General features: G+C 72.2%; 15 protein-coding genes. 5 read left to right on the top strand and 10 right to left on the bottom strand.

The window, feature by feature from the left end:
- Positions 1-23: 23 nt before the first annotated feature.
- Positions 24-1,220 (top strand): CaiB/BaiF CoA transferase family protein, encoded by a 1,197-nt coding sequence (locus IF17_RS0125030; protein WP_030570001.1) that lies wholly within the window; start codon positions 24-26, stop codon positions 1,218-1,220.
- A 79-nt stretch (positions 1,221-1,299) separates the two neighbouring features.
- Here IF17_RS0125030 and IF17_RS0125025 read toward each other — a convergent pair whose 3' ends face one another.
- Together IF17_RS0125025 and IF17_RS0125020 are read right to left on the bottom strand one after the other, a co-directional pair.
- A complete protein-coding gene (locus IF17_RS0125025; RefSeq protein WP_026242095.1) occupies positions 1,300-1,563 on the bottom strand; it encodes a hypothetical protein in 264 nt (87 codons plus the stop codon).
- Between the two features lie 241 nt (positions 1,564-1,804).
- Positions 1,805-2,614 carry an SGNH/GDSL hydrolase family protein gene (locus IF17_RS0125020; protein WP_030569998.1) on the bottom strand — a complete coding sequence of 270 codons (810 nt, stop codon included), beginning with the start codon at positions 2,612-2,614 and terminating at the stop codon, positions 1,805-1,807.
- A 265-nt stretch (positions 2,615-2,879) separates the two neighbouring features.
- Here IF17_RS0125020 and IF17_RS0125015 point away from each other — a divergent pair, with 265 nt between their 5' ends.
- A complete protein-coding gene (locus IF17_RS0125015) occupies positions 2,880-3,974 on the top strand; it encodes a DUF5925 domain-containing protein (protein WP_030569994.1) in 1,095 nt (364 codons plus the stop codon).
- A 78-nt stretch (positions 3,975-4,052) separates the two neighbouring features.
- Here IF17_RS0125015 and IF17_RS0125010 read toward each other — a convergent pair whose 3' ends face one another.
- The gene (locus IF17_RS0125010; protein ID WP_030569991.1) at positions 4,053-4,442 is read right to left on the bottom strand and encodes a GntR family transcriptional regulator; all 390 of its coding nucleotides are present in this window, start codon (positions 4,440-4,442) and stop codon (positions 4,053-4,055) included.
- 82 nt (positions 4,443-4,524) lie between these two features.
- On the opposite strand from IF17_RS0125010, the gene IF17_RS0125005 reads away from it, so the two are divergent.
- Both IF17_RS0125005 and IF17_RS0125000 read left to right on the top strand, forming a co-directional pair.
- Positions 4,525-5,445: a GNAT family N-acetyltransferase gene (locus IF17_RS0125005; RefSeq protein ID WP_030569988.1), complete on the top strand. Its 921-nt coding sequence runs from the start codon at positions 4,525-4,527 to the stop codon at positions 5,443-5,445.
- On the top strand, positions 5,426-5,938 hold the full coding sequence (locus tag IF17_RS0125000; protein ID WP_030569985.1) for a ribonuclease FAU-1 family protein: 513 nt from the start codon (positions 5,426-5,428) through the stop codon (positions 5,936-5,938). The genes IF17_RS0125005 and IF17_RS0125000 overlap by 20 nt, the downstream gene beginning before the upstream one ends.
- Before the next feature lie 69 nt (positions 5,939-6,007).
- Here IF17_RS0125000 and IF17_RS0124995 read toward each other — a convergent pair whose 3' ends face one another.
- From IF17_RS0124995 to IF17_RS0124980, 4 genes are read right to left on the bottom strand one after another with little or no spacing between them, the layout of a single operon-like run.
- Positions 6,008-7,501 (bottom strand): trifunctional class I SAM-dependent methyltransferase/NUDIX hydrolase/VOC family protein, encoded by a 1,494-nt coding sequence (locus IF17_RS0124995; protein ID WP_078616023.1) that lies wholly within the window; start codon positions 7,499-7,501, stop codon positions 6,008-6,010.
- A gap of 12 nt (positions 7,502-7,513) precedes the next feature.
- A complete protein-coding gene (locus IF17_RS0124990) occupies positions 7,514-9,046 on the bottom strand; it encodes a tripartite tricarboxylate transporter permease (protein ID WP_030569979.1) in 1,533 nt (510 codons plus the stop codon).
- 3 nt (positions 9,047-9,049) lie between these two features.
- Positions 9,050-9,679 (bottom strand): tripartite tricarboxylate transporter TctB family protein, encoded by a 630-nt coding sequence (locus IF17_RS0124985; RefSeq protein WP_030569976.1) that lies wholly within the window; start codon positions 9,677-9,679, stop codon positions 9,050-9,052.
- Entirely contained in the window at positions 9,676-10,659 is a 984-nt protein-coding gene (locus IF17_RS0124980; RefSeq protein ID WP_030569973.1) for a Bug family tripartite tricarboxylate transporter substrate binding protein, read from the bottom strand. Before IF17_RS0124980 ends, IF17_RS0124985 begins: the two co-directional genes overlap by 4 nt.
- A gap of 148 nt (positions 10,660-10,807) precedes the next feature.
- Between IF17_RS0124980 and IF17_RS0124975 the strand changes: the two genes are divergently transcribed.
- A complete protein-coding gene (locus IF17_RS0124975) occupies positions 10,808-11,461 on the top strand; it encodes a response regulator (protein WP_244890548.1) in 654 nt (217 codons plus the stop codon).
- A 64-nt stretch (positions 11,462-11,525) separates the two neighbouring features.
- Here the strand turns inward: IF17_RS0124975 and IF17_RS01000000136670 are convergent, their stop codons facing one another.
- The 3 genes from IF17_RS01000000136670 to IF17_RS01000000136665 all read right to left on the bottom strand — a co-directional run bounded on the left by IF17_RS01000000136670 (position 11,526) and on the right by IF17_RS01000000136665 (position 13,614).
- The gene (locus IF17_RS01000000136670; protein WP_032772548.1) at positions 11,526-12,353 is read right to left on the bottom strand and encodes a hypothetical protein; all 828 of its coding nucleotides are present in this window, start codon (positions 12,351-12,353) and stop codon (positions 11,526-11,528) included.
- A gap of 293 nt (positions 12,354-12,646) precedes the next feature.
- Positions 12,647-12,847 (bottom strand): DUF397 domain-containing protein, encoded by a 201-nt coding sequence (locus IF17_RS0124965; protein ID WP_030569967.1) that lies wholly within the window; start codon positions 12,845-12,847, stop codon positions 12,647-12,649.
- Entirely contained in the window at positions 12,844-13,614 is a 771-nt protein-coding gene (locus IF17_RS01000000136665) for a helix-turn-helix domain-containing protein (protein ID WP_106980229.1), read from the bottom strand. Before IF17_RS01000000136665 ends, IF17_RS0124965 begins: the two co-directional genes overlap by 4 nt.

The following is a 13,614-nucleotide window of genomic DNA, read 5'->3' as shown; positions in this document are numbered from 1 at the left end:
GGTCGGCAGGGTAAGCACGGCCCATGAGCACTCAGCCCCTCCCCCTCGACGGCATCACCGTGGTGGCCGTCGAACAGGCGGTCGCCGCCCCCTTCGCCACCCGCCAGCTCGCCGACCTCGGCGCCAGGGTCATCAAGGTGGAGCGCCCCGACGGCGGCGACTTCGCGCGCGGTTACGACACGGCGGCCCGCGGTCTCGCCTCGCACTTCGTCTGGTGCAACCGGGGCAAGGAGTCCCTGGCGGTCGATCTGAAGGACCCGCGCGGCCTGGCGGTGGTGCGCGAACTCGTCGCCGGGGCCGATGTGTTCGTACAGAACCTGGCCCAGGGCGCGGCGGCCCGGCTCGGGCTGGACGCCGCCACGCTCTGTGCGGCCCACCCGCGGCTGGTGGCCGTGGACATCTCCGGCTACGGGGAGAGCGGACCGTACGCGCACAAGCGGGCCTACGACATGCTGGTGCAGTGCGAGGCGGGCCTGGTCTCCGTGACCGGAACGGCGGATCAGCCGGTGAAGGCGGGTATTCCGGCGGCGGACATCGCGGCTGCCATGTACGCGTTCTCCGGGGTGCTGGCGGCGCTGCTGCGGCGGGGTACGACCGGGCGGGGCGGGCCGGTGGAGGTCTCCATGCTGGACGCGCTGGCCGAGTGGATGGGGCATCCGCTGCACCAGGGGATGCACGGGGCCCCGCCCCCGCCGCGTACCGGGCTCGCGCACTCGGTGATCGCGCCGTACGACGCCTACGGCACGGCCGACGGTGAGCAGGTGCTGCTCTCCGTGCAGAACGACCGGGAGTGGCGGCGGCTCGCCGAACAGGTTCTCGTACGACCTGAGTTGGCCGAAGATCCGGACTTCGCGACGAACACCGCGCGGACGGCCAACCGGAAGCGGACCGACGAGGTCGTGGGGCGGGCGCTGGCGCGGCTGGCGGGGCAGGAGGCGCTGGACGCGCTGGAGGCGGCGGGGATCGCCTGCGCCCGGCTGAACACGGTGGCCGATGTGGCGGCGCATCCGCAGTTGGCGGCGCGGGACCGGTGGCGGGAAGTGGAGTCACCGGTCGGGCCGTTGCGGGCGCTGCTGCCGCCGATCACGCTGCCGGGCGGCCCGGAACCCCGGATGGGTGCCGTACCGGCGCTGGGTGAGCACACCGATGCGCTGCTGCGAGGCCTGGGGATGACGGACGAGCAGACATCGGCGCTGCGCCGGGACGGAGTGATCGGCTGAGCCACCCCGAGCGGTGGGGTGGACCGAGCGGCAGGGCCGCCCCGGATGTCGGGCCGGCCCGGTGATCGACGTGCGTCGGTCAGTGGCGGCTGCCGAAGAGCGAACGCCGCAGTCGCCGCAGCGGGGCGAAGAGCGACACACGGGCGCTCCTGCTCCGGCGGGTGTGCGCGGCATCACGCGAGGTCAGCTCGCGCATAAGCAGCGTCGCTTCCGCCGACTCGCGCTGCGGGACGACAGGGCCGCCGAGCACCGCGAGATGGCGGTCGAGGCGCGTACTGGTCGCACCGCTTCCGCAGGTGATGGCAGGCACCCGAGGCCTGCTCCGCACCGTTATCTGTTCCATGTCACTCCCCACCCGTACGAGGGCACCCGGTCCGGGCAGGTTAACCCTATCGCCCCACGGTGACACACGGGTATCCCGCCTACGGGACCAGCACACCTATACGGAGGTTGACGACCAGTTACCGAATCCGCCCGATTCCAGGGCGAGTTCGGACAGTTCGGATGGACTGTTCGACGGAGCGGGAGGCCCCGATGGCCGGGGCCTCCCGCTCCGAACGCAGGTTCGTCGCGCAACTCGCCTGTCAGGCAGCCGACTTGAAGACCGGCAGATAGCCGCCCGACTGTCCGGCGGCGGTGGGGTGGTAGGACTCACCGATGTTGAGCCAGTTCACGCTGTGCAACCACGAGTTGCCCGAGCAGATCTCGTGCCCGGTGAAGGTCGTCCTGACGTCACCGAAGGTGAAGCCGTGGTCGGCGGCGCGCTTGGCGGTGGCGGTGTTCAGGTGGTCGGACGCGCCGTTGATGGCGGCGCGCTCCTTCTCGCTGAGGCCGGCCACGCAGTTGCCGCTGAGCTGGTAGAAGCGGGGGTAGCCGAGGACGACGACGCGGGCGGAGGGGGCCTTGGCCTTGATGGCGGAGTACACGGAGTCGAGGCGGCCGGGCAGGGTCGAGTCGACGTAGGAGCGGGCGGTGGCGATGCGGTTGAGGCAGGTGGCCTCGGACTGCAGGACACAGGTCGTCATGACGTCGGCGAAGCCCGCGTCGTTGCCGCCGATGGAGATCGAGACGAGGTCGGTGGAGGCGTTGAGCGGTCCGAGCTGACCGCTCGTGACGTCGTTGGTCCTGGCGCCGGAGCAGGCGGTGAAGGCGAAGCTGGAGGGGGAGTTGGCGTTGGCCCAGAGCCGGGGGAAGGCACGGGTGCTGCGCTTGCAGTCGCCGCTGGAGCTCTCGTAGCTGCCGGCACCGACGCCGGAGGAGTACGAGTCGCCGAGGGCGACGTAGTCGACGGCCTGGGCGGAGGAGTCGGCGTTCGCGATCCCCGCACCGGTGAGGGCGAGGGCGGCACCGAGCAGGAGTGAGGACGAGAACGCCACGAGTCTGGACATTTTCATGGGGGGGACTCCTTGAGCAGGGGTAACTGCGTTACTCCGTAGTAGCAGCGCACCCGGCTCGCTGGAAGTGTTCATGCCAAAAATAAGTGGTGAGTGCTTCCGTCCGCCGCCCGGAGTTCAACGTGCGCGCCTTGACGCGCCGGTGTCGTGGCGTCACCTGCGGCGCGCTTGGGCAGGGGGCGGCGCGTCCGCAGGCAGGCGCGGGCCGGGCCGGACCGGTGAAACCTGGGTGCGTGGGGTGGTCCCGTGCCGGATCATGGGCGCCATGTCTGCCAACCCCGAGTCCGCTCTGCCGATCCGGCTCACCGTCGACGACAGCGACTCCCCCTCCGACGTCGTCGACGCGCTCTTCCTCGGCCGCTTCGCGACGGGCGAGCAGCCGTACTCCCACAGCTCCTCCCTCGACCGGGTCAAGGCCGGCGCGACCCTGCTGCCCCCGCACGCCTCGGTGCTGCGGTCCGCCCGTGACGACGACCGCAGCGCCACGCTGGCCGAGGGCGACGGCTGGACCCTGCTGATCTCGCGGTGGAACCGGGGCGCGGACGTCACGGTCACCGCGACCAGCGCCGAGCTGGCGGAGAAGGTCCTCGGGCAGGCGACCGACGGCGCCCAGGACGAACCGGAGCCGCAGCCCGACAACGTGACCATGGGCTTCTGGTACGTCTCCCCGCGCCGCGGCCCGTACCGCACCACCCGGCGCATCACCGCCGGGAGCTGGGACGAGGTCCGCCCCAACTACACCGCCCCGGTGGCCGATGCGATGGACCGGCTGATGAAGGTCACCCCGGACGACATCGCGGGGCGGCTGCTCCTGCTGCACGGGCCGCCCGGCACCGGCAAGACGTCCGCGCTGCGCACGCTGGCGCGCTCCTGGCGGGACTGGTGCCAGGTCGACTGCGTGCTGGACCCGGAGCGGCTCTTCAACGACGTCGGCTATCTGATGGACATCGCGATCGGCGAGGACGACGGCACGGCGAAGGGCCGGTGGCGGCTGCTGCTCCTGGAGGACTGCGACGAGCTGATCCGGGGCGAGGCCAAGCACACCGCGGGCCAGGCGCTGTCCCGGCTGCTGAACCTGACGGACGGTCTGCTCGGCCAGGGCCGGAACGTGCTGGTGGGCGTCACCACCAACGAGGACCTGGAGCGGCTGCACCCGGCGGTCGTCCGGCCGGGGCGCTGCCTGGCCCGGATCGAGGTGGGCCCGCTGACCCGCAGCGAGTCGGTGGCCTGGCTGGGGACGGAGGAGGGCGTGAGCCGGGAGGGCAGCTCGCTCGCGGAGCTGTACGCGCTGCGCCGGGGGATCGGCCCCGCGTCGGTGCCGAAGCAGGACGCGGGGGCGGACGCGGGGCTGTATCTGTAGGGGGTACGGGATCTGTAGGCCGTACGGGATCTGCAGGCGGTACGGGATCTGCAGGCCGTACGAGGACGGGCGGCGGCCTCAGTCCCCGTACGCCGCCCGCACCGCGTCCTTGGCCAGGGCCAGGGCCTGCTGCCGGGTGAGGCCGAGCCGCTCGGCGGTCTCGGCGTACAGCTGGGCGGCGGTCGCCGCCTTCTGCTCGGCCGCTCCCCCGGCGGCGGCGACGAAGGTCCCGTTGCGCCCCCGGGTCTCGATGACCCCGTCGGCCTCCAGCGCGCGGTAGGCCTTGGCCACGGTGTTGGCGGCGAGGCCCAGCTCCTCGGCGAAGCCGCGTACGGTCGGGAGCCGGTGGCCGACCGGGAGCGCACCGGAACGGGCCCGTTCGGAGAGCTGGGTGCGCAGTTGCTCGTACGGGGCGATGCCGGAGTCCGGGTCCAGAACGATCTTCTCAGCAGCGGGCTTCTCAGTCACCGGCCAATTGTCCCCCACGGGCGCCCCCACGGCGGGAAAAAGGGGAGGCGGTCGCGGCGGGGCCGCGCGTAACCTCCGCCGCATGACTGTGATTGTGCGCGATTTCCGGCCGCCCGACGCGGAGGCGTGGACCCGCGTCCGGCGGACGTCGGTCCCCTACCTGGTGTCCACTCCCGAGCAGGTGACCCACGATCTGGCCCATGCCCATCCGGACCGGCACTACCGGCTGCTGGTGGCCGAGCGGGACGGCGAGATCATCGGTACCGCGCAGGCCGGGATCGCCCACGAGGGAAAGGAGCCGGGTCAGGGCTTCTGCACCCCGCACGTGCTCCCCGGCCACACGGGCCACGGGGCGGGCTCGCTGCTGCTGAGCACGGCGGAGGAGCATCTGGCGCAGGCGGGCGCCACGGTCGTGCACGCCTGGGTGCTGGACAGGCCGGAGAGCCTGGAGTTCGCGCGGGGCCGGGGCTACCGGCCGGGCCGCTCCGCCCACTTCCAGCACCTGGACCTGGCGGGCGGCGCCCTGCCGCCGCTCCAGGAGGTCCCGGCGGGTGCCGAGCTGAGACCGGGGTCCGACTTCGCCGACGATCCCCGGCCGCTGTTCGATGCGGACGCCCAGGTGACACTCGACGAGCCGACCGACATCCCCACCGAGCCGGCCGACTACGAGGACTGGCTGGCGACCGTCTGGCGCCACCCGACGTTCGACGCCGCTCTGACGACGGTGGCCCTGGTGGACGGCCGGGTGGCGGCGTTCAGCGCGGCCGGCACCGACGGGGACCGGACGTACTCCAGCAACATGACCGGCACCCTGCGGGCGTTCCGGGGGCGGGGTCTGGCCAAGCTGGCGAAGAACGACTCACTGCACCGGGCGCGGGCGGCCGGATACACAGACGCCTACACCGCCAACGACACGGGCAACGGCCCGATGCTCGCCATCAACAAGTGGTTCGGCTACACGGTCTGCGCCACGGAGGTCCGCCATGCCCGCACTCTCGGCTGAGCCCCGCGCGCCCCGGTCCAAGGGCGTGGTCGTGGCCCTGACCAAGGCAGGTCGCACCAAGATCAGGTATCCGGCGGAGCTGGTCCGGGACGACGGCACCCGGGTCACCGTCCGGGCGCCGTGGGCCGCGCCCGGGGTGCGGGACTTCGGCTTCGTCCGGTTCGAGCCGGGCGATGTGTTCACCGAGCACTACTGGCGGGACCGGTGGTTCGCGGTGAAGGAGGTCCGCACGGGTGAGGGCGAGCTGAAGGGCTGGTACTGCGACATCACGCGGCCGGCGGTCCTGGCCGACGGGGTGCTGGCGGTCGAGGACCTGGACCTGGACCTCTGGGTGTTGGCGGACGGCTCCTCCGTACTGCGGCTGGACGAGGACGAGTTCGAGGCGAGCGGCCTGGCCGCGCGCGACCCCGAGGCGGCCGGAGCGGCGGCCGCCGCCCTGGACGAGCTGGAGCGGCTGGCCCGGGCGGAGGGCCTGACGGCCCTGCTGGCCTGACCGCCCCCTCACCGCACCGCTGACGGGGCTTCACGCGCGGGGCGCGGGCTTCAGGGACGGACTCGTGCTTCACGCGCGGGGCTCGGACGTCACGACCAGCTCCACCTCGTACCCCGCCTCGTCCTCCAGATAAGCGGCGCGGTGGCCGTCACCCCCGGCGTACGGATGGCGTTCGGGGTGGAGCAGCCGCCAGCCGTACGCGGGTGCCTCGGCCGTCAGGGCGTCCAGCGTGGCCCGGTCCGCGACATGGAACGCCAGGTGGTTGAGGCCGGGGCGGCGGCGGTCGTGGTGGTCGGCGGACAGGTCGGGCGACTGCTCCACGACCACGTAACTCTCCCCGCGCCGCCAGCTGCGGCCGCTTGCCCAGCGCTGATACGGGAGATGGCCCAGCCGTCCCAGCAGCCAGCCCCAGCGGCGCTCCGCGCCCGCGAGGTCGGGCACCCACAGCTCGATGTGGTGCACCCGGCCGGTCCGCTCGGCGGCGGTCGGCAGCGCCACGGCCCGGCGCGGGCCGTCCGGCCGGTGGGCGATCGGGTCGCCGTCCTCGTGCCAGTGGATCATGAAGTGCTCGCCCGCCCGGTAACCGTCCAGGCCCGCACGGCAGTAAGCCACCATGTCGTCCGGCAGGGCGTCCAGCGGGAACCAGTCCAGCTCGGAGCACTTCTCCGGCTCCGCGTTGTGCGGCGGGTGCTCCGCGTCGTACTCCGCGACGAAGAACCAGCCCATCCGCGCCCCGCCGCCGGGCCCCCGGTGCTGCATCACGAGGGCGACCCGCACCTCGTCCGGATCCAGGACGACACCGGTCTCCTCGGCGGCCTCCCGGATCATCGCCTCGCGGACGTCCTCGCCGTCCTCCGCGTGGCCGGAGGGCATGTGCAGCAGCCCGTCCGCGTAACCCGTGTTGGCGCGGCGGGCGAGCAGCACGTCCGGGCCCCGGCGCAGGATCAGGTGGACGTCGACGACCTCGGTGTGCCGGTGGGGCGGCTCGGCGCGGGCGACCAGCGCATACCGCTCGTCGTCGACCTCCTTGCCCCACAGCCGCGGGTCACCGGCCAGGTCCTCGTGGTGGACGCGCTCGGTGTGGGGGGCGAGCAGGGCGGTGACCCGGGCGGCGGAGAGCCCGACACCGCCCCACACCCCTTCGATCAGGACCAGCCGCCCGCCCGGCTTCAGCAGCCCGAACCAGCGGGCCAGGGCGGCCGCCGGATCGGGCAGCAGCCAGACGACGTGCCGGGCCAGGATCACGTCGAACGCCCGCTCCCCGACCGGCGGCAGGGCCGCGTCCCCGACCAGGACCTCGGCGCCGGTCCCGGCGAGCTTGGCGCGGGCCAGCTCGGCCATCCGGGGCGAGCGGTCGACGGCGGTGACCCGGTGGCCCTGGCCTGCGGCGAGCAGGGAGAGGCTCCCCGTACCGCATCCCAGGTCCAGCACGTCACCGCGGCGGGCGGGCAGCCAGCTCTCCAGCCGCCCGGCCCACGCGTCGCGCACCGCCGGGTCGAGAAGCCCGTGGTCGGGCTCCTCGTCGAAGGAGCCGGCCGCCGCGTCCCAGTCGATCGTCGTCATGCGTCGATACTCTCAGCCACCACTGACAGTGCCGGTTCCGTCGCTCTCCTTCCGGCCGCCCCGCCGCCGTACGACGGCCGGCCGGTACACCAGCGGCCAGGCCAGGATCAGCACCACGATCGCGTAGACGGTCACGGAGAACGGGGTGTTGACCAGCCCGGTCACGCCGCCGTCGCTGATCTGGAGCGCGCGCCGCAGCTGCTGTTCGGCGGCCGGGCCGAGGATCACGCCGATGACGGCGGGGAGGACCGGCAGTCCGTAGCGCCGCATCCCGAGCCCGATGAGGCCGATGACCAGGAGGACCACCAGATCCAGGGCCTCCCCGCCGACCGCGTACGCGCCGACGGCGGCGAAGAAGAGGATGCCCGCGTAGAGGTAGGGGCGCGGGATCCGCAGGAGCTTGGCCCAGACGGGGGCGAGCGGCAGGTTGAGGGTGAGCAGCAGCACCATGCCGACGAAGAGCGAGGCGATGAGGCCCCAGACCAGCTCGGGTTCCCGCTCGAACAGCAGGGGCCCGGGCTGGATCCCGTACTGCTGGAAGGCGGCGAGCATCACGGCGGCGACGGCGGTGGTGGGCAGGCCGAGGGTGAGCATCGAGACGAGGGTTCCGGCGGCGGAGGCGGAGGCCGCCGACTCCGGTCCCGCGACGCCTTCGATGGCCCCTTTGCCGAACTGGCCGCGGTGCTTGGAGAGCCGCTTCTCGGTGACGTAACTGAGGAAGGTGGGGATCTCCGCGCCGCCCGCCGGTATCGCCCCGAAGGGGAAGCCGATGAGCGGGCCGCGCAGCCAGGGCTTCCAGGTGCGGCGGAGGTCGTCCCGGCCGAGCCAGGGCCGGCCGACGGGGATGGCCTCGCCGGTCGTGCGCCGCAGGTGGGCGGCGACCCAGAGGGCCTCGCCGATCGCGAAGAGGCCGACCGCGACGATCACCACGTCGACCCCGTCGGCGAGTTGGAGCGAGCCGAAGGTGAGGCGCTGCTGCCCGGTCATCTGGTCGAGGCCGACCAGTCCGATGGTGAGGCCGATGAGCAGGGAGGCCAGTCCCCGGATGCGGGAGGCGCCGAGGACGGAGGTGACGGCGATGAAGGCCAGCACCATGATCGCGAAGTAGTCGGGCGCGCCGATGCCGACGGCGAGGGAGGCGACGGTCGGCGCGAGGACGACCAGCAGGATCGTGCCGATCATGCCGCCCGCGAAGTGGCCGATCGCGGCGGCGGCCAGCGCCTGGGCGCCGCGTCCGGCCTTCGCCATCGGGTTGCCCTCGATCGCGGCGACCACGGCGGCGCTCTCGCCGGGGGTGTTGAGGAGGATCGAGGTGGTGGAGCCGCCGAACATCGCGCCGCAGTAGATCCCGGCGAACATGATGAACGCGCCGGTCGGGTCGAGTCCGTACGTCACCGGGAGCAGCAGCGCCACGGCCATGGCGGGTCCGATGCCGGGCAGCACGCCGATCGCGGTGCCGAGCAGGACGCCGAGGGCGGCCCAGAGCAGGTTGGCCGGGGTGAGCGCCGTACCGAACCCGTCGATGAGGGAGTTGAGGGAGTCCATCGGTCAGATCACTCCCATCAGCGGGCCGCCCGGGAGGGGGACGCCGAGCAGGTTGTCGAAGAGGAAGTAGGTGGCGAGGGAGAGGACGGCGGCGATGAGCGGATCGCGGTCGTGGTGGCGGCTGCCGAGGGCGTAGGCGGAGCCCCAGAAGAGCAGGGCCCCGGCGATGGGGAAGCCGAGCGGGCCGATGAGGACGGCGGCGGCGAGGAAGACACCGCTGAGGAGGAGGACGGTGCGCCAGTCGGCGGGCTCGTCGAGGTCGACGTCCTCGCCGCCTTCGGCTTCGCCGCGCCCGCCGCGCAGGACGTCGACGGCGAGGAGGACGGCGACCAGGAGGAGCGCCGAGCCGACGACGAAGGGGACGGTGCGGGGGCCGATGGGGCCGCGCTGGGCGATGTCGACGCTCATGGTGAGGGCGTCGGTGAGGACGAGGGCGCCGATGGCCAGGAGGAGGGCGCAGACGCCGAGTTCGGAGTGGTCGCGCAGCCAGGAGCGGGTGGTGTCCTGCTTCGGGGCGGGCTCCTGGGTGGGCCCCGTCGGTTCGGCCGGGCCCGTGCGGCCTGTGGGCTCGGCCGGTCCCGTGGGGCCTGTGGGCTCGGCCGGTCCCGTGGGCCCTGTCGGTTCGGTGGTCACAGCCCCAGCTCCTTCAGCACGGTGGCGACGCGCCGGTCCTGTTCGGCGAGGAAGTCCCCGAAGGGCTCCCCGGCGAGGAAGGCGTCGTCCCAGCCGTTCTTCTTCATCGACTCCTTCCACTCCTTCGAGGCGTGCAGTTCGGTGATCAGCCCGGTGAGCTTGGTGCGTTCGGCGTCCGAGAGCCCGGGCGGGGCGACGATGCCGCGCCAGTTGGTGAACTCGGTGTCGAGGCCGGCCTCGCGCAGGGTGGGCGCGTCCATGCCGGGGACCCGCTTCGGGCCGGTGACGGCGAGCAGCCGCAGCTCGCCCGCCTCGATCTGGTCGCGGTACTCGCCGAGGCCGGAGACGCCGAAGCCGACCTTGTTGCCGAGGACGGAGGCGAGCAGCTCGCCGCCGCCGTCGAACGGGACGTAGTTGACCGCCTTCGGGGCGATCCCGGCGGCCTGCGCCATGAGCATGGGGGCGAGGTGGTCGGGCCCGCCGGGCGACGACCCACCACCCACCGGCACGGCGGCCGGGTTCTTCTTCCAGGCGGCGAGAAGCTCACCGATGGTGCGGTACGGGGAGTCCTTGCCGACCACCACGATGTCCGGCTCCTCGGTGAGCCGGGCGATGGGGGTGGTGTCGGCGAGGGTGCTCGGGGACTTGTTGGTGTGGACGGCGCCGACGACGCCGAGGCCCATGGAGAGGGCGAGCTTGCCGTTGCCGTGTTCGCCGACGAGCCGGCTGAGGCCGACCGTGCCGCCGGCTCCGGGGAGGTTGAACACCTCGATGTCGTGGGTGAGTCCGGCGTCCTCGGCGTCCTTGGCCATGGTGCGGGCGGTGATGTCGTAGCCGCCGCCCGGGGTGTTGGGGACCATGAAGCGGAGCCCGGGAATCTGGGTGCCGGTGTCGGAGCCGTCGCCCGTGGCGAGCAGGGGTGGCCCCACCAGCACGAGCAGTGCGGCTCCGAGCAGGGCGAGGGGAGTGCGCAGTCGCACGGGTTCCGCCTTTCGCTGTGAAGTGGCCCACATGTTGCCCGCGCGTTAAGAACCTGTCTCTCTTCCGGAATCAACGGACGTTGTGGTCGTTGCGGTCGCGGCTTAGCGTGTCGGCGTGACAACGGTGCTGGTGGTGGACGACGACTTCATGGTCGCGAAATTGCACAGCCGCTACGTGTCCGCAATGGACGGTTTCACGGTGGCCGGTGTGGCCCACAACGGAGCCGAAGCCCTGCGGGCGGCCGAGCGGCTGCGCCCCGACCTGGTGCTGCTGGACATCTACCTGCCCGATATGGACGGGATCGACGTCCTGCGCGCCCTGCGCACGGCGGAGGAGCAGGACGCCTCACGCCCCAGCACGGACGCCCTGTTCATCACGGCGGCCAGGGACGCGGGGGTGATCCGGTCGGCGCTGCGCGCCGGCGCCCTCCACTACCTGATCAAGCCGTTCAATCGCTCGGCCCTCCAGGAGCAGCTGCGCCATGTGGCCGCGCTCCGCACCCGCCTGGACGAGCTGGGCGAGGCGCGTCAGGAGGACGTGGACCAGATCTTCGGCACCCGCCCGCCGGGCTCCCGCGAACTCCCCAAGGGCCTGGCCGCCCCCACGGCCGACCTGGTGGAACGCACCCTGCGCGCCCGCCCCGAGGGCCTGTCCGCCACGGAGTGCGCGGAGGCGGGCGCCCTGTCCCGGGTGAGCGCACGCCGCTACCTGGAACACTTCGCGGGCACGGGGCGCGCCGAGGTGACGCTGCGCTACGGGGGGACGGGGCGGCCGGAGCGGCGGTATCGGTGGATCGGGTGAGGGCGCGTGGGGTTCCGTCCGGCGACCGGGGCTACGGTGGCGGGTTCGCGTCCGGCGACTGGGGCTAGCGCGCCGGGCGGGCCGCGTCCTCGGGGACGTAACGCAGGTCGGGGTGGGCCGGTTCGAACCGGGGAGTGCCCGGGGGAAGGACCGGGCGCAGGGCCTCGAAGACTCCGCGGAGGACCTCGTCCGTGTACTCGGCGGGCGTCCGGCTAGCCTGGAGCACCACCCCGCCCGCCCGGAGCGGGTGCACCGCGTGGAAGGCTCCGGTGGCGGCCAGGGCGTCGGGCCCGCCGAGCCGCCGGGACAGCTCTTCCGGGCACACGGTGGTCCAGGAGTAGCCGCGCAACAGCATGCGGGCCTCCCGCACCGAATTCCGAACCCGTCGGCCCAGCACCCAGTCCAGGTTGGTCTCCTCCGAGGCCGGGGCATCGGCGCCCAGCCAGGCGAAAGCGGGGTTCACCGTGTCCAGCGCGGCGACGAGGAACTCCACCACGCCGGAACAGAAGGCGGGGTCGTCGAGCCCGCCGCGGTCCGCACCGAACATGAGCTGCGCCTGGGCGTTGGGGCGGCGGACCCTGATGGAGGAGCTGCGCACGTGGACGAGCGGCCTCCCCAGGTACTCGCGCATGAAGAGCAGGTGCGCCGTCTCCGGCTCACGCAGCAGCTCCTCGCGCATGACCTCCCACTCCGCGGCCAGCGGGTGGAACTCCCGGCTCGGGGCCCGCTCGTCCGCCCGGATGCTCGCCGAGAAGAAGGCCGTGCCCTGGCTCTCCTCCTCCAGCCGGCCACGCAGGGGGTGGGCGAGGGCGGCGCCGAACCAGGAGGCGAGGGCGTTTCCCACCCCGCCCCTGGTGTGGACATCGAACGTCGCGATGGCCCGCAGGCTCACGGCGCGCTCCTTTCTCGGCGGTGTTCGGCGATCTCCGGCACCGGCACCTCCGAACAGGAGGAGGGGTGACCCGACGGCGACCACGGCGCGGCCCCACTCCGAGCTCCACCAGGGCTGACCGGGTACGGGCGGGTTCGCCATACCGGTGGCCGAGGGGTGGGTTCGGGCGTCGACGACTGCGTCGGCCGTGAAGCAGAGGAGGCGTCCGGGCTCGGGCCGGGCCCGGGAGAGGCCGGCCGCGGCATACAAAGGGGCCCCACCGACTGGTGGGGCCCCTTTGCCCTGGTGGGCGACTAGATCGCAGCGGTCCTCGCGTACTGCACCAGACCGGCCCACGCGGCGCGCGAGACGGCCAGGGAGGGGCCGACAGGGACCTTGCTGTCACGGACAGGGACGATGCCCGTCTCAGCGGCCACGGAAGGGCACCACTCCACGCAGTTGCCGCCGTCCTGGCTGCTGTAACTGGACCTCACCCAAGAGGGAGTGGCCTTCACGATGCCTCCAACTGACACTTGATCATGCGGGCCGAGCGTTCCCGCGAGAGAGCGGATGCGCTGAGCACATCGTAAGACCTCGCAAGGGCTCGGACCTCGGTCGGTTCATCGATGACGGAACCCGATCGAACGCCCTCCGTGTAGGCAATCATCCCTTCACCAGGCATGGTCAGGATGGAGAGGGACCCGTCCATCAGACTGTGCGTACCTGCATCCAGCGGAAGAACCTGGAGGAGAGACGTCCGCTTCTCCGCAAAGTTCAGGAGAGCCAACAGCTGCTTCCGCATGGTGTCCTCGCTCCCGACTCTCCGCCGAATCACCGACTCGCAAATCACCACCGACAGATCGGGCGGGGAGGCACCAAGCCACAGTTCTTGCCGGTCCATGCGCTGCCGAACCTTGTTCTGAACCTCCGCCTCGCTGGCCCTCGGCAAGCCTTCCCGCAGGAGCGCGTACGCGTACGACGCCGTTTGGAGCAGGCCAGGCACGACGGTGGGGGACCACTCAAGGATGGTCAGGGCTTTGGATTCCAGTGCCAGCCGTCGCCGTGAGTGGGCGGGAAAGCCCTGTGACTCGATCTCTTCGTAGAGTCGGTTGAAGAGGCCATCCGTATCGAACACCTCGTCGAGACGTCGAGGGATGTCAGGCGGAATGTATCCCGCTGAAGCCTCAAGACGGCTGATCGTGCTTCTTGAGGTCCTCACCATCTTCGCCAACTCGGTTTGAGTCAGCCCTCTTTCACCGTGCAGCTCCCGGTGACTTCTCAA

The organism is Streptomyces cyaneofuscatus (assembly GCF_000718135.1).
Taxonomy (GTDB): Bacteria; Actinomycetota; Actinomycetes; order Streptomycetales; family Streptomycetaceae; genus Streptomyces; species Streptomyces cyaneofuscatus.
This window is presented reverse-complemented; position numbering and strand designations above follow the sequence as displayed.

Excerpts from the sequence above, each read along its gene's own strand:
- IF17_RS0125030 (WP_030570001.1), top strand. The coding sequence starts at position 24 with ATGAGCACTCAGCCCCTCCCCCTCGACGGCATCACCGTGGTGGCCGTC.
- IF17_RS0125025 (WP_026242095.1), bottom strand. The coding sequence starts at position 1,563 with ATGGAACAGATAACGGTGCGGAGCAGGCCTCGGGTGCCTGCCATCACC.
- IF17_RS0125020 (WP_030569998.1), bottom strand. The coding sequence starts at position 2,614 with ATGAAAATGTCCAGACTCGTGGCGTTCTCGTCCTCACTCCTGCTCGGT.
- IF17_RS0125015 (WP_030569994.1), top strand. The coding sequence starts at position 2,880 with ATGTCTGCCAACCCCGAGTCCGCTCTGCCGATCCGGCTCACCGTCGAC.
- IF17_RS0125005 (WP_030569988.1), top strand. The coding sequence starts at position 4,525 with ATGACTGTGATTGTGCGCGATTTCCGGCCGCCCGACGCGGAGGCGTGG.
- IF17_RS0125000 (WP_030569985.1), top strand. The coding sequence starts at position 5,426 with ATGCCCGCACTCTCGGCTGAGCCCCGCGCGCCCCGGTCCAAGGGCGTG.
- IF17_RS0124995 (WP_078616023.1), bottom strand. The coding sequence starts at position 7,501 with ATGACGACGATCGACTGGGACGCGGCGGCCGGCTCCTTCGACGAGGAG.
- IF17_RS0124990 (WP_030569979.1), bottom strand. The coding sequence starts at position 9,046 with ATGGACTCCCTCAACTCCCTCATCGACGGGTTCGGTACGGCGCTCACC.
- IF17_RS0124975 (WP_244890548.1), top strand. The coding sequence starts at position 10,808 with ATGGTCGCGAAATTGCACAGCCGCTACGTGTCCGCAATGGACGGTTTC.